General features: G+C 48.5%; 13 protein-coding genes and 1 pseudogene. 7 read left to right on the top strand and 7 right to left on the bottom strand.

Going from position 1 to position 12,937, the window contains the following annotated elements; all coding sequences use genetic code 11:
* Window positions 1-88: 88 nt before the first annotated feature.
* Window positions 89-709: a thiol:disulfide interchange protein DsbA/DsbL gene (locus tag JIE71_RS10405; protein ID WP_199508648.1), complete on the bottom strand. Its 621-nt coding sequence runs from the start codon at window positions 707-709 to the stop codon at window positions 89-91.
* Window positions 710-1,020: 311 nt separating this feature from the next.
* On the opposite strand from JIE71_RS10405, the gene ubiG reads away from it, so the two are divergent.
* The 5 genes and pseudogenes from ubiG to JIE71_RS10380 all read left to right on the top strand — a co-directional run bounded on the left by ubiG (window position 1,021) and on the right by JIE71_RS10380 (window position 4,110).
* Complete coding sequence (ubiG, locus tag JIE71_RS10400) at window positions 1,021-1,797, top strand: bifunctional 2-polyprenyl-6-hydroxyphenol methylase/3-demethylubiquinol 3-O-methyltransferase UbiG (protein ID WP_199508647.1); 777 nt, start codon at window positions 1,021-1,023, stop codon at window positions 1,795-1,797.
* A gap of 56 nt (window positions 1,798-1,853) precedes the next feature.
* A complete protein-coding gene (locus tag JIE71_RS10395) occupies window positions 1,854-2,561 on the top strand; it encodes an HAD family hydrolase (RefSeq protein WP_199508646.1) in 708 nt (235 codons plus the stop codon).
* An 84-nt stretch (window positions 2,562-2,645) separates the two neighbouring features.
* Entirely contained in the window at window positions 2,646-3,476 is an 831-nt protein-coding gene (locus JIE71_RS10390) for a YciK family oxidoreductase (protein ID WP_199508645.1), read from the top strand.
* 124 nt (window positions 3,477-3,600) lie between these two features.
* Window positions 3,601-3,765, top strand: a pseudogene (locus tag JIE71_RS10385) (NADAR domain-containing protein); the annotation flags it as partial.
* A gap of 78 nt (window positions 3,766-3,843) precedes the next feature.
* A complete protein-coding gene (locus JIE71_RS10380) occupies window positions 3,844-4,110 on the top strand; it encodes a DksA/TraR family C4-type zinc finger protein (protein WP_199508643.1) in 267 nt (88 codons plus the stop codon).
* 45 nt (window positions 4,111-4,155) lie between these two features.
* On the opposite strand, the gene JIE71_RS10375 is transcribed toward JIE71_RS10380, so the two are convergent.
* Together JIE71_RS10375 and ompR are read right to left on the bottom strand one after the other, a co-directional pair.
* The gene (locus tag JIE71_RS10375; RefSeq protein ID WP_199508642.1) at window positions 4,156-5,277 is read right to left on the bottom strand and encodes a CobW family GTP-binding protein; all 1,122 of its coding nucleotides are present in this window, start codon (window positions 5,275-5,277) and stop codon (window positions 4,156-4,158) included.
* Between the two features lie 133 nt (window positions 5,278-5,410).
* Window positions 5,411-6,163 carry a two-component system response regulator OmpR gene (ompR, locus tag JIE71_RS10370; RefSeq protein ID WP_199508641.1) on the bottom strand — a complete coding sequence of 251 codons (753 nt, stop codon included), beginning with the start codon at window positions 6,161-6,163 and terminating at the stop codon, window positions 5,411-5,413.
* Window positions 6,164-6,486: 323 nt separating this feature from the next.
* On the opposite strand from ompR, the gene JIE71_RS10365 reads away from it, so the two are divergent.
* Window positions 6,487-8,991: a Tex family protein gene (locus JIE71_RS10365; protein WP_199508640.1), complete on the top strand. Its 2,505-nt coding sequence runs from the start codon at window positions 6,487-6,489 to the stop codon at window positions 8,989-8,991.
* A gap of 147 nt (window positions 8,992-9,138) precedes the next feature.
* Here JIE71_RS10365 and JIE71_RS10360 read toward each other — a convergent pair whose 3' ends face one another.
* Together JIE71_RS10360 and JIE71_RS10355 are read right to left on the bottom strand one after the other, a co-directional pair.
* Window positions 9,139-9,867, bottom strand: a complete 729-nt coding sequence (locus tag JIE71_RS10360; protein ID WP_199508639.1) for a hypothetical protein — start codon at window positions 9,865-9,867, stop codon at window positions 9,139-9,141.
* A 488-nt stretch (window positions 9,868-10,355) separates the two neighbouring features.
* Window positions 10,356-11,642 carry a saccharopine dehydrogenase family protein gene (locus tag JIE71_RS10355; RefSeq protein WP_199508638.1) on the bottom strand — a complete coding sequence of 429 codons (1,287 nt, stop codon included), beginning with the start codon at window positions 11,640-11,642 and terminating at the stop codon, window positions 10,356-10,358.
* Between the two features lie 366 nt (window positions 11,643-12,008).
* On the opposite strand from JIE71_RS10355, the gene JIE71_RS10350 reads away from it, so the two are divergent.
* Window positions 12,009-12,164, top strand: coding sequence for a DUF1328 domain-containing protein (locus JIE71_RS10350; RefSeq protein WP_199508637.1), 156 nt, complete (start codon window positions 12,009-12,011; stop codon window positions 12,162-12,164).
* Between the two features lie 102 nt (window positions 12,165-12,266).
* On the opposite strand, the gene JIE71_RS10345 is transcribed toward JIE71_RS10350, so the two are convergent.
* Both JIE71_RS10345 and JIE71_RS12380 read right to left on the bottom strand, forming a co-directional pair.
* Window positions 12,267-12,575, bottom strand: a complete 309-nt coding sequence (locus tag JIE71_RS10345; RefSeq protein ID WP_199508636.1) for a 4a-hydroxytetrahydrobiopterin dehydratase — start codon at window positions 12,573-12,575, stop codon at window positions 12,267-12,269.
* A 129-nt stretch (window positions 12,576-12,704) separates the two neighbouring features.
* Window positions 12,705-12,937 (bottom strand): hypothetical protein (locus JIE71_RS12380; RefSeq protein WP_206767374.1); only part of this gene is annotated, 233 nt, incomplete at its 5' end.

Raw genomic sequence — 12,937 nt, 5'->3', positions numbered from 1 at the left:
CCGTCCTAAAGGGTAGCGGTATGAGCAATAAAGGTCATAAAAAAAGCCAAGCTGATGCTTGGCTTTTTGCTGCTTATAAGCGTTTGGCTTATTTTTTCTCAGCGCGTGCTTTATCGACCAAATAATCAACCACTTGCGCCACTTTGGCGTCTTCACCAGTGACCACGTATTTGCCTTGTACCACAACTGCAGGTACGCCCGTCAATTGATAGCGTTTTGCGCCTGCTTGTGAGCGACCGATTTTGGTGCCAACCGCGAATGAATTGTATAGGCTGTTAAATTTCTTCGCATCAACGCCTTGCGAGGCATACCAGTTTGACAGTGATTTTTGGTCAAACAGTTTTTGGTTGCCTTTATGGATGGCGTCAAACAGCTTGTCATGGGTTTTGTCTTCATAACCAAGCAATTGCGCAGCATAAAAACCACGAGCATTCGCTTCCCAAACGGGGTTTAGCGCCGCTGGGGTTTTAAAGAATGCCACATCTTTGTCTTTGGTTTTTGCCCATTTTTCCATGTGTGGGTTCAGCTTGTAGCAATGCGGGCAGCCATACCAAAAAAACTCACGTACGATGATGGCATCACCACTGATGTTTTCAGGATTGTCCAATACGCGGTAGTCTTTTCCTGCAACATAGTTAGCGGCTTGGGTATTCATGCTGGCAAGTCCAATAGCACAAGCCAGCCCAGTCAATGCGATGACACGTTTCATACGGTTTCCTTGAAAGTATGTAGACGGATAAAAATGCGAAGCATAAATGATAAAGGGTTGATGGTAATCTGTATATAGTAACGTAAAATAATCGCAGCGGTACAGGCGATTCTTAAGGAATGGTTGGAATGCTGTCAGCAATTATTAAGCCACTCTAACTGGCTAAACCCTACGGTGCCGATGATAGCGCCATTGCCATAAATACACAATTGGTGACGATGTGCCGACGACAAAATATAAGCGCCCATGCTAACATGAAGCGCAAACGCATGCGCCAAAGCGTGCATGATAATGACAATAAAGGAAACCCTATGAGCCAAGCAACCGACGCAGCGCACACCAATGTTGACCACAGTGAAGTCAATAAATTTACCAAATTGGCCAATGAGTGGTGGGACAAAAACGGCGCGTTTGCCACTTTGCATCAGATTAATCCGCTGCGCCTAAACTGGATAGAACAAAACGTCAAGCAAGGCTACCAAGGCACAGATGCCGAAAAAACCGCTGCCCAAGGCCTAACAGGCAAGCGCGTACTCGATGTCGGCTGTGGCGGCGGTATTTTGGCAGAGTCGATGGCGCAGCGCGGCGCAGATGTCACAGGCATTGACTTGGGGGAAGAAAACCTCAAAGCGGCAAGCGTGCATGCAGAGCAGTCAGGCTTAAGCGATACTTTGCGCTATCAGCACATTGCCATTGAAGAATTGGCAAAAACGCACAAAGGGCAGTTTGACGTTGTGACCTGCATGGAAATGCTCGAGCACGTGCCTGACCCAAGCGCGATTGTCGATGCCTGCTATGAGCTGCTTGCGCCAGGCGGCGTGTGCGTGATGTCGACCATTAACCGTAACCCAAAATCTTACCTATTTGCCATTATTGGTGCCGAGTATGTCTTGCGCCTGCTTGATCGCGGCACGCACGATTATGCCAAATTTATCACCCCAGCCGAGCTGGATAAAATGAGCATGAATGCAGGATTTGCGCGTCAAGACTTGATTGGTCTGCATTATAATCCATTGACCAAGCGCTATTGGTTGGCACAAAATGTCGATGTCAATTATATGCTGGCGGTACATAAGCCTTTAACATAACAACTGTTACCGCATAATGCCCTATTTGTGATTAATAAACGATAAGAGCCTAAATTATGAGTCAATTTGTGAAAGCTGTATTGTTTGATTTGGATGGCACATTGATTGATACCGCCAATGATTTTGTGCGTATCATCAACGTGATGAGTGCCGAAAACAACTGGCAAGTCCCACCAGCCGAGCAGATTCGCGAGCAGGTCTCCGCAGGCGCATCTGCCATGGTAAAGCTCATGCTGGAACACAATCAGCAGACCGAGTTTACGGACGAAGAATTGCAAGGGTATCGCCAGCAGTTTTTGGACGATTATGAAGCCGACATCTGTGTCGACAGCCAACTGTTCGCCAGTCTTGATGAGGCTTTAATACGCCTTGAAAAGAAAAATGTCCCATGGGGTATTGTGACCAATAAGCCGCGCCACCTTGCCAATGCGCTACTCGAAGCGATGGACTTGGACAAGCGCTGTGCGGTACTTGTGTGCCCAGAGGACGTCTCACGCAGTAAGCCTGACCCTGAGCCCATGAATATGGCGCTCGAAAAATTGGGTATCCCGCGTGGAGCAGCGGCCAGCGTCATTTATGCAGGGGATCATGTGCGTGATATCGAAGCGGGCAACGCGGCGGGCATGACTACTATTTTGGCTGCCTACGGCTACATTCCGTCTGAAGACAAAGACAGTATAAAAAAATGGGGTGCAGACTATGTGGTCGAGACGCCTGAGGAGCTAAGCAAGCTTTTGTCCTCTAAACAGTTCGAATATTTGTAATGTATTTTTTGCTGCGCCTATCTTCTTTGATAGGCGCAGCGTTTTTTAGCTTTTATTATTCATAAAATTTGTAGTGAGAATCGCATGAGTGACCAACCCAACACCGCACCACAACCTGCCGCCAGTGCGCCGACCACCAATGTGCCTGCGCTCAGCCACGATGACATCCGTCAGTTTGCGCCCAGTGACAACTGCTTGGATGGCAAAATCATCTTAGTGACAGGGGCGGGCGATGGTATCGGACGCATCGCGGCGTTGACTTACGCGCGCTATGGCGCAACCGTGCTGCTGCTTGGGCGCACCATGAGTAAGCTCGAAGCGGTATATGATGAGATTGAAAGCGCGGGCGGTAAACAGCCAGCCATGCTGCCGATGAATCTAGAAGGCGCAACCTATGCCGAGATGCAGCAGCTTGAGCGCCTGATTGACAAAGAAGTTGGGCAATTAGACGGCATTTTGCACAATGCAGGTATCTTGGGTACGCTGACGCCGCTTGAGATGTACGATGTCGATACTTTTGATAAAGTCATGAAGGTCAACTTTCACGCCACCTTTATGTTGACGCAAGCATTACTGCCGCTGCTAAAAACCGCCGCACACGGGTCGGTCGTCTTTACCAGCAGCACTGTTGGTACGCATCCACGCGCATTCTGGGGCGCGTATGCCTTATCTAAGCAAGCGGTCGAGGGCATGAGCGATATCTTTACCCAAGAGACGCAAAACACCACCAACCTGCGCTTTAACTGCATTAATCCAGGCGCGACACGTACCAACATGCGCGCCCACGCCTATCCTGGTGAAAACCCCATGAGCCTAAAAACACCTGAAGAGATTATGCCAGGCTATGTGTGTCTGATGAGTGATGAGAGCATTGGCACACGTGGGCAAGTGGTCGCCTTGCAGCCCAAAGACTAACGCCGCACAGCATCACGCGCGAATGATAAAGAGGGTCATATGAACCTAACCAATAACGCCGAGCTGATAACGTATGTCAATCAAGGCAACCCAGTGACGTATGTCTTTTTTTGGGGACACACGCACAAAGGCGGCTATCCTCGTTGAAGCCAGTCCTGTAGACCGCATTTGGGGCATTGGCTTGGCAAAGGACAATACTGCTGCCCAAGCCCCCAATCAGTGGTGCGGGCGCAACCTACTCGGCTTTGCCTTAATGGCGGTGCGCACACGTCTGCAAGCCCCAGTATAACGCATTGAAATTGCCCCCAGCCGCCCCCATCTATTTGTTCTAAAAGCAATTATTAGCTAAATAGAATAAGGAATGATTATGGCAGGTGGCTGGGCGCGCGATGGCGCAGAACACGAACAAATGGATGCAACCGTCAATGACGCGCTAGAGCGTGCCAGACGGGCGATGCCAACAGGCGAAAGCCGAGAATATTGTGATGAATGTGGCGAGCCGATTCCAAAGGCGCGGCGCGAGGCGGTGCCTGGGGTGCAGTACTGTATTGGCTGCCAAGTCGAGCTGGAAAAAGACGCGCAAGCTACTGAGATATACAATCGGCGCGGCAGTAAAGACAGTCAGTTGCGTTGATAGCGTTCAATGTGAATAGCGTAGCATCAGGCGTAAAGCTAACGTTTAAGATGGGCTAGGCAAAACCAAGTCCATCAGCGCCGTATCATAAGGCGCCCAGTCGATAGGGTTATCCCCACGGCTTGGCGCTTTTTTATGCGCGTTATCTTCTTGATTTTTATCATCTACAGAGACAGATAATATCACCTCAAGGCGGTTGTCCGCTTGCGGCTCGGTAGTGCGTGTGGATACGCTGTCAGGGGTAAAGTTCAGCTGTTGCCAGCCTGTTTTGGTATGTACCACGCCTTTAATGCGCTGCCAATCGGGTAGGGCGAGCAGCCAATCTTGCAACGCATTGCCGTCAAATTGCCAATCGCTTGGCAAGCGCCAACCTGCAATCAACACGCCCTCTTGAATGTCGTGATAGCGATAGGGCAGCGCCTTGGCATCTGTGTTTTCGGCTTTTGGCGTACTCATCGCGACTTGCTGCGGTGACTGCAACCCAAAACGCTGTAGACGCTGTGTTTGCTGCCCAATCAAGTGGCTTTGCGAGTTTAACAGCTCTGACAGTACCGCTGATGTCTGCGTTTGCTCAGCATCATCATGACTGTCCCAAATCAGCCGCGCATTGGCATTGAGCGTTTGTATCCATGCCGATAGCGCCTCGCGTTCGCCATTATCCAGCGTTTCATAACGATTGACCAGCACCACATCCGCGGCTTTGATGTGGGCGCAGTAGCCGTCATGCTTGCGGTATTTTGGCTGCTGCCATTGTCCTGCATGTAGCACCGTCATCACGGCACGCATGGATAGGGTATGTTGCCAATGCGGCTCACTTAACTGCTGGGTCAATACTTTTGGGTGCGCCAGTCCTGTCGGCTCAATCAACAAGCGATCAGGACGATGCTCAGCAAGCAGACGCATAATGGCAATTTGCAGCGGTAGCTGGCTGGTGCAGCAAATACAGCCGCCGCTGACCTCACGAATGGCAACTGCCTTATCTGCCGCTGCGCTATCGACCAGCGCCCCATCAATACCAATGCGCCCAAACTCATTGATTAACAGCGCCCAGCGCGCATCAGGCACTTTAGTAGCAAGCAAACGCTTGATAAGCGTGGTTTTCCCTGCGCCTAGAAAGCCAGTGACTAATGTGCAAGGAACATTGTGTATAGAAGGAGAAGAGCGCATAACGAAAAGGTCTTTTTTATTGGCGAATAGGCGACATTGCCGAGCGGCAGTATAAAAGATAGCGGTGGTAAAACACACAAGCGGCACATCACTGCGCCGCCTGTCGTTTAAAAGTGAGCTTTCGTATCATTCATTATGACGCAGGGGTAGCCTCTACCTCAGTCTCGTCAGGCACAAACACATAGCCCACACCCCATACAGTCTGGATATAGCGCGCTTGTGATGGATTGTCCTCAATCAAGCGGCGCAAGCGTGAAACTTGCACATCAATAGAGCGCTCCATCGCCCCCCATTCGCGTCCGCGAGCGAGGTTCATCAGCTTATCGCGGGTCAATGGCTCGCGTGGGTGCTGCACGAGTGCTTTTAGTACCGAAAACTCACCTGTGGTCAAGGTTACCACGTTGCCATCGCGCTTTAGGGTACGCGTAGACAAATCTAACGTCCATGGACCAAACTCCACCACTTCTAACTGGTAGCTTGGTGCGCCTGGCAACTCGCGGTTTTGGCGGCGCAGTACGGCTTTAATACGTGCCAACAGCTCTTTTGGGTTAAAGGGCTTAGGCAGATAATCGTCCGCGCCTGCTTCAAGACCTGCGATACGGTCAGCATCGCCACCTTTTGCGGTCAACATAATGATAGGAATGTCGCCGTTGTCTTCACGCAGACGTTTACAGATACTGATACCATCTTCGCCAGGCAACATCAAATCAAGCACAATTAAAGAAAACAGCTCGCGTTGAATCAGTTTGTCCATTTGGCTGGCGTCATGCGCGGTGCGCACCACAAAGCCATCATCTTCTAAAAAACGCTGCAATAGGGAGCGTAAACGGGCATCGTCATCAACCACCAAAATACGCTGCGTCATAGTATCGGTATTATCAGTCATGAAAACAGTCCTTTAATAAGCGTTATTATTGTTCAAGGTTACGCCTTGGTTTGGTGTAATGGTTATGGTAAAACCAAGCATGGTCAAAGCAAATCAACACAAAAATATAACCCCTTACCTTTAGTGTATAAGATTGCATCATTAATTGCATCACCTGCATACACAATTGCTGTATGGGTTTGTTTAAAACCCTTGTCAAATCAGTCATCAAACGCATTGTTTAGCCAAAAAGCTGTATAAAATCATTGGCGTATAAAAAGGATTTTTATTCATGCAGCTTTTGTTATAATGCGAAACTACATTTTAAAGCGATTGATACGGATATGAGTAGCACTGATACCCAACAGCCTTCAGAAGCCCAAGCCGCAACGCAGGGTTTAGATGCAACCACACACGCGAATATTCATAATAAATTGGCTCGCGCGCTTGGCATTAAGACTGCTCAAGTTGATGCGTTTGTCCAAATGTATGACGAAGGCGCAACCGTGCCTTTTATTGCGCGTTATCGTAAAGAAAAGACCCAAAATCTGGATGATACGCAGCTGCGTGCGCTCGAAAAAGCACTGGTGTATGAGCGTGATATGGCCGTACGCCGCGCCAAAATCACCGAGTTGCTGCGTGCCCAAGGCAATCTGACTGACGCCTTGCAAGACCGTATCGACAATGCTGAATCCAAGCTTGAGCTTGAAGATATCTATCTGCCATACCGCCCGCGCCGCCGCTCATTGGCTGCCAAAGCCCGCGCCGCTGGCTTACAAGTGGTCGCAGAGGCACTGCAAAACCAAGCCATCACCCCAACCGATGCGCTTGCTGATTATCAGTTGCCTGCCGAGATTGTCGATGACAGCGGCAATGTGATTGAGGTGGACTTTAGCGATGCGGACAAACAGCTGGCGGGTGCAGAAGCCATCATCATTGATGAATGGACGCAGGCGCTAGAGCTGCTCGATACCTTGCGCACCAGCTTTGCCAAAACCGCGCGTATCGTCTCAAGTGTCGCCAGTGATGAAAAACGCGAAGTCGGCGAAAAGTTCAAAGACTACTTTGAGCACAGCGAAAGCCTTGCCAAACTGCCTAATCATCGTCTGCTCGCCATGCTGCGCGGTCGTCAAGAAAACGTCTTGGCACTCAAAATTGAGGGCGAAGATGCGCCGTTTATCGAGCGTATTACCCAGCATTTTAATATCGACAGCACCACGCCTGATGCGCGCCGTACCTTCTTATTGGACGCTGCCAACCGCTTATGGAAAGAAAAATGGCGTCCGCATATCGAGCACCGCCTATTGACTGAAAAGCGTCTCGTCGCTGAAGCCGATGCCATTGATGTATTTGCAAGCAACCTTGAGCATCTGCTGATGGGCGCGCCTGCGGGCAGCAAGGTTATTCTTGGCGTTGACCCTGGTATCCGTCACGGCGTAAAAATGGCGCTGATTAACGCGCAAGGTCACGTGATGAGCGACAACGAAGACAAGCCTGTGGTCGCGACCGTCTATCCGTTTGCCCCTGACAACAAAATGACAGAAGCCAAAGCGATCATTAAAGACTTGCTGACCACGTATAATGTCGATTTAATCGCCATCGGTAATGGCACTGCCAGCCGCGAAACGGACGCGATGATCAAAGAGATTCTAAGCAGTGACAGCGCTATTCAAGCAACTGCTGTCATCGTCAATGAATCAGGCGCATCGGTCTACTCTGCCAGTGAGCTTGCCAGTGATGAGTTGGCAGGACTAGATGTGTCGGTACGTGGCGCGGTTTCTATCGCTCGCCGCTTGCAAGACCCCTTGTCTGAGCTGGTGAAGGTAGACCCGAAAGCCATTGGCGTTGGACAATATCAGCATGATGTCAACCAAAACCAACTGGCAGACCGTCTTGATAAAGTCACCCAAGACAGCGTGAACGCGGTTGGCGTGGACGTGAACACCGCAAGTCCTGCTATCCTAGCGCACATCGCAGGTCTAAACCGCAATGTGGCACAGCAAATCGTCAATTACCGTCAAGCGCATGGTGCGTTTGCCAGCCGCGAAGCACTTAAAAGTGTACCCCGCTTTGGCGCAAAAACCTTTGAACAAGCGGCAGGCTTTTTACGCGTACGCGATGGCGACAATCCTTTGGATGCCACAGGCGTGCATCCTGAGAGCTATGCCCTTGTCGACAGCATGCTTGCGCAACTGGATAAAACCTTACCAGATGTGCTTGGCAACCAAGCCGCGCTAGATGGCATTGACCCCAGTGCGATTGAAAATAGCGATGGCAATGTCAGCTTACGCGCCATCATTACTGAGCTTGCCAAGCCCGCACACGACCCACGTCCTGAGTTTAAAACCGCCAGCTTCCGCGATGATGTGAACAGCATTAAAGACTTGCAAGAAGGCATGACGCTCGAAGGCGTGGTTACCAATGTGACTGCGTTTGGTTGTTTTGTCGATGTTGGCGTGCACCAAGATGGCTTGGTACACATCTCGCAGATGGCCAATGACTTTGTCGCTGACCCGATGAACCGCGTCAAACCTGGCGATATTGTCTCAGTACGTGTCATCTCGATTGATGAAGCACGCGGACGTATCGGCTTTAGTATGAAGCCTGAAGGCGAAAGCAAACCTACCAAAACCGAGCGCTCGCCGCGTCCACGTCGCAACAGTGGTAGCAATGGCAATAATGACGGCACGCAAAACAAACGTCGCAGCAGCAATGAGCGCGGTAAGCGTAAAGAGCAAGGCGCGTCAAAATCGCCACGCAACAATGCCGCTGAGCAAAAGCCCGCCGCCAACAAAATCGGCACTTTTGGCGCATTGCTACAAGAAGCGGGTGTGACCAAAAGCAAATAATGCGCCGAGCGTTTTAACGTCTTACAGACAACAAAAAAGGCAGCTCATGGGCTGCCTTTTTTTATGCGTTTTAATTTACGATGCGTTTATTCTTAGCTTTGCCAGTGTTAATGCTGTCATCTAGCTAATACTGTTATCTACGCATTATTAACGTACTGAAAAGCGGCGCATTTCGTTGAATTCTACTTCACCAGGCTGAGTGGCTAACAGCTCACCGCGCTTGTCTTTTTTCTTCTCTTGCAAAGTAATTGGTGCTGGCGTGCTGCGTTGATCAGCAGGGGTGACGTTACCTTGTTGTGCTTCACCTGCCAAGCGTGAGTCGTTATTTTGAGTCATGGCTTGTCGACGCGCTATGGCTTGCTGTTGTGCCATCGCTTGTCTTTCAGCATCTATACGCGCTTGTGCTGCTTGATCAGCTGCTGCCGGTTGTGCATTTGCTTGATTTTCGGTAGCTACACTGGTTTGTGCATCGGCTTGGGCAGCCATTTGCTGCTGTGCACGTGCTTGCGCCATCGCTTGATTTTCGGCAGCCATACGTGCTTGGGCATCAGCTTGAGTTACCATCTGTGCTTGCGCAGGATCAGCCATAGGCATATCGTCGTCCATTGCCATGTCGCCGTCCATAGCCATGTCGCCGTCCATAGCCATATTGGCATCCGCATTCACATCTCCATCAATGTCCACACGACCCGGCTGGGTTGCCATCAGCTCGCCATCTTCGTCCATGACTTGCTGTTGTAGTGTATTTTGCGCTGGAGCAGTACGCATATCTGCTGGAGTTACGGCTGCTTGGTTGACTGGTGCAGCAGTTGCTAAACTTGGGATAGCAATAGCGGCACTAATCATCATTGATAAAGGTAATATACGCTGATTCATGATAAATCCTCCTGAACTGTTTTACGAAAGCTGCTACGCATGCTTATAAGATAATTTTTCCAGTAAAAATAATGGTTTAAGAAAAATTATCAGGCATACGCATAGCGTGTCAAATTTAACCACGAACAGCCTAACAGCACCGATATGCGCGTTTCAGTAGTGAAAGCTTGACCAGCGTCACGCTTTTGTCTATCTGTGTAAGGGTGACGCCATACTCTGTTATCACTTGGTAAACAAGCGTCTCAATAAGAAAAATACCTTTGGTCACTAATATTCTTTATTTTGTCTTAATATTACAAGCATATTTTCTTAAGATTATGATATATAAGTAATTTAATTCAGCTAAATAATATATTTAATTTACAATTAATATAATCATTAACAAAAATTACAGACAGAATAACGCACATAATAAAACACAAACATGAGCCAATATGGTTTATTTACAGTGCGTTAGTGTTTTGAGTCAATCTTTATTCAATGCTAAGCTAAGGCTTAAGCTGACTGAAAGTTAGCCCTGCGTGTGCCTCTAAGCGCTCAATTAATGCATCACCCATGGCGGTGGCAGGTGTCCAAAATCCGCCGCCCACGCTGGATTGAGACATATCCAGCAGACATAAGGCAGATTGCGCGAGCATACGTGACGTGCTGCCATAACCAGGATCTTTGTCCCCTGTGACTTCAGTCGTCAGTGTTTCACCTGTACTCATCTGCCCAAAAAAGCGCAACGTATAATGACCCGCTTCTTGTTCTTCCTTTGATGGGCCGCTGCCTGACTTGGGCAATATATGCTGCGTCAAAAAGTTACGACTGCGCTCAAAGCTAAGTGCCGTGGTCAGACCAAGCAGCCCTGCACTCATACCGTAGCTTTGTAACTGTCCTTTGATACCATCTGCCATCCATGTGGCCTCATCATACAAAAAGTCGCGACCGTAGGCATAGTCTTGTAGTTGATTGCTGCGATGCACCACGCGAGTGTTGATACTCGCCATTACAAAAGGCGCGACCCAATGCTCATGCTCGTGGTCATAGCGCGGTTTGGTAATGTTGACTTGTTTGACATTCGGTGGGTTGTTGTCGCTATTGAGCAAATAAGGGTTGCCAAGCTGACGACGGCGTTTTGGATCTTTGCTGGCTTCGGCGAATAGGTCGGTCATTGAAGCAATCGTCCCGCCTGAGAGTCCGCCTTTGGCTTTGACCACGCGCATTTGGACTTGCTGACACACCTGACCAAATATCTTTTCGGCACACGCTTGGGTAAAATACACCCCCAAATCAGAAGGGATAGAATCAAAGCCGCAGCAATGGACGATACGCGCGCCGCTTTTTTTGGCAGTATCACCATGCGCATCCATCATGTCTTTAATAAATAGCGTCTCACCTGTCAGGTCAATATAGTCGGTGCCGTGTTTTGCGCATGCTGCTACCAGCGGCGCGCCATAACGCAAATAAGGGCCAACGGTTGAGATAATCAACCGCGTTTGCTGCGTCATCTCATCAAGTGACTGCTTATCTTCACTATCAGCGATCACGATATCTGCTGGCGTTGCTAATGTGTCTTGCAGCTTTTTTAATTTGGCTTTATCACGACCTGCAATCGCAAAGCGCCGTGTCGAATCTGTCTGCGCGCTCAAAAAATCCGCCAAGTAACGCGCCGTAATTTGTCCAACAAAGCTGGTTGCGCCGTACAGAACGATGTCATAAGGACGCTTTGTGATATCGCTTGCATGCGCAGTAGATGAGCTTAATTCAGATGAAGTGGATGCTGGTGTCATGACACGCCTCTTTGTCGTTGTTATCAAAATACGGATTATCAAAAGACTGTATATATAAAAGCAGTATAGCAGGACTAGCACAACGTACATAAACAGCGATAGAGTGCAGTCACAAAACTGGTGATAATGCTGTCAATAGCACTACATAGATTACATAAGGTAGGGAGATATTTACCAAAAGGAACGTTGTTTTTAAAAGAAATATTGCTACGCTATAATCATAAAGCAAAACGAAAAAAACGAATGTTATTAAGCATTTCCTAAAAAAATGTCATAGCATTCACAATATAACACCAAAAATAACGATACGGTCAGTGATGACAACGGACAAAAATATCCACTGACCTGTAATTAAGGAGAATAACTATGTTTCGCTGGGCCATTATCTTCGCTGTGATTGCGCTTATTGCCAGTTTACTAGGATTCGGTGGCGTCGCTGGCTTGTCAGCCAACCTTGCTTATATCTTCCTAGCCGTTGCTGTCATTTTGTTTATCGTGGCTTTCGTTAGCCGCAAAATGTAAGCACTATGCTATTGAGTCAAACACTCAATTTCGTCCACCAAGTGGATAAAGCGCAATAAAAAAACGTCCTAGGACGTTTTTTTATTTTTAAATCAGTAAAAATTAACCTGCAGTCGTTTCTTTATTGCGTGAGCTGATAATGTACTCCATGCGTTTGGCAAGGCGAATGTCATGGCTGGTGATGCCGCCTGTATCGTGCGTCATTAAGCGTACTTCGACCACATTATAGACATTGCGCCATTCTGGATGGTGCTCTAGCGCCTCAGCATAAAACGCGGCTTGGGTCATAAAGCTGATGGCTTCAATAAAGTCGCTAAAATGGTAAGTCTTAACGATACTATTGCCATCACGCTGCCAGCCTGCCAAATCTTCTAGCTGCAAGTCTACTTGTTTATCCGATAAGCTACTCATAATGGATTCCTTTTTTTAATTATGATGGATGATGACCATAAGAGGGGGTTGAAAAATTAGATGGTAGGTGGCGAGATATCCTTTTGTTTGGTCTACAGAAATGCACAGCATAGATAGAATGATGGCTTATTAGGGCGTGTTGAACATTCGCAAATAGGCACTGCTGATCGCTAAAATTGTTCCAGACAAGGCGCAAAGCGACGATAATGCAGATGCCTTAACGAGATTTGCAACGCAGTATGGGGCAATTTTAGCATCAGCCCGCAGGGACAGGACTCTTTTTTGCCGCTTCATCGTTAAAAATAAACGCTTAGAATGACTAAACTTATTATTTTTAACCTCGAATCGCCTAAAAAATAGTC

This window comes from Psychrobacter sp. bablab_jr014 (genome assembly GCF_016464015.1).
GTDB lineage: Bacteria > Pseudomonadota > Gammaproteobacteria > Pseudomonadales > Moraxellaceae > Psychrobacter.
The sequence above is the reverse complement of the archived record's forward strand: the minus strand, read 5'-3'. Positions and strand labels throughout refer to the sequence as shown.

What these genes read in the sequence shown, in the direction of transcription:
- JIE71_RS10345 (WP_199508636.1), bottom strand. Translation starts at nt 12,575, where the DNA reads ATGAGTAGCTTATCGGATAAACAAGTAGACTTGCAGCTAGAAGATTTG.
- JIE71_RS10365 (WP_199508640.1), top strand. Translation starts at nt 6,487, where the DNA reads ATGAGTAGCACTGATACCCAACAGCCTTCAGAAGCCCAAGCCGCAACG.
- JIE71_RS10355 (WP_199508638.1), bottom strand. Translation starts at nt 11,642, where the DNA reads ATGACACCAGCATCCACTTCATCTGAATTAAGCTCATCTACTGCGCAT.
- ompR (WP_199508641.1), bottom strand. Translation starts at nt 6,163, where the DNA reads ATGACTGATAATACCGATACTATGACGCAGCGTATTTTGGTGGTTGAT.
- JIE71_RS10375 (WP_199508642.1), bottom strand. Translation starts at nt 5,277, where the DNA reads ATGCGCTCTTCTCCTTCTATACACAATGTTCCTTGCACATTAGTCACT.
- JIE71_RS10395 (WP_199508646.1), top strand. Translation starts at nt 1,854, where the DNA reads ATGAGTCAATTTGTGAAAGCTGTATTGTTTGATTTGGATGGCACATTG.
- ubiG (WP_199508647.1), top strand. Translation starts at nt 1,021, where the DNA reads ATGAGCCAAGCAACCGACGCAGCGCACACCAATGTTGACCACAGTGAA.
- JIE71_RS10405 (WP_199508648.1), bottom strand. Translation starts at nt 709, where the DNA reads ATGAAACGTGTCATCGCATTGACTGGGCTGGCTTGTGCTATTGGACTT.
- JIE71_RS10390 (WP_199508645.1), top strand. Translation starts at nt 2,646, where the DNA reads ATGAGTGACCAACCCAACACCGCACCACAACCTGCCGCCAGTGCGCCG.
- JIE71_RS10350 (WP_199508637.1), top strand. Translation starts at nt 12,009, where the DNA reads ATGTTTCGCTGGGCCATTATCTTCGCTGTGATTGCGCTTATTGCCAGT.
- JIE71_RS10380 (WP_199508643.1), top strand. Translation starts at nt 3,844, where the DNA reads ATGGCAGGTGGCTGGGCGCGCGATGGCGCAGAACACGAACAAATGGAT.
- JIE71_RS10360 (WP_199508639.1), bottom strand. Translation starts at nt 9,867, where the DNA reads ATGAATCAGCGTATATTACCTTTATCAATGATGATTAGTGCCGCTATT.